This window comes from Brevibacterium sp. SIMBA_078 (assembly GCF_046534565.1).
Classification (GTDB): Bacteria; Actinomycetota; Actinomycetes; order Actinomycetales; family Brevibacteriaceae; genus Brevibacterium.
Genome location: NZ_JAWRYQ010000393.1, coordinates 1 through 254, shown reverse-complemented (window position 1 = coordinate 254; position 254 = coordinate 1). Strand labels below are relative to the sequence as shown.

The 254-nt window shown below is 41.7% G+C and carries 1 pseudogene; it reads right to left on the bottom strand.

What is annotated here, in order from left to right:
- A pseudogene (locus SB749_RS20155) lies at nt 1-254 on the bottom strand (hypothetical protein); the annotation flags it as partial.

The window sequence follows — 254 nt, the reverse complement described above, 5'->3', positions numbered from 1 at the left end:
CTAGCAATCATTGTTTGTGTTGTGATTCTGTCACCCACTTCAATGTCAGTCAGCCCCATAGTGCCATTAAAAGGGGCACGGACTTGGCGGTCTTCTAATTCAGTTTCGGCTTGAGTGAGAGTAACTTTTGCAAGCTCTACGATGGTTTTTGCATCATCTACATCACTTTGCGGAACAGCTCCTTTAGCTTGGCTTTGTTTTAAACGTTTTAAAGTTCGCTGACTATCTGCTAATTTTATTTTAGCCTCTTCAAG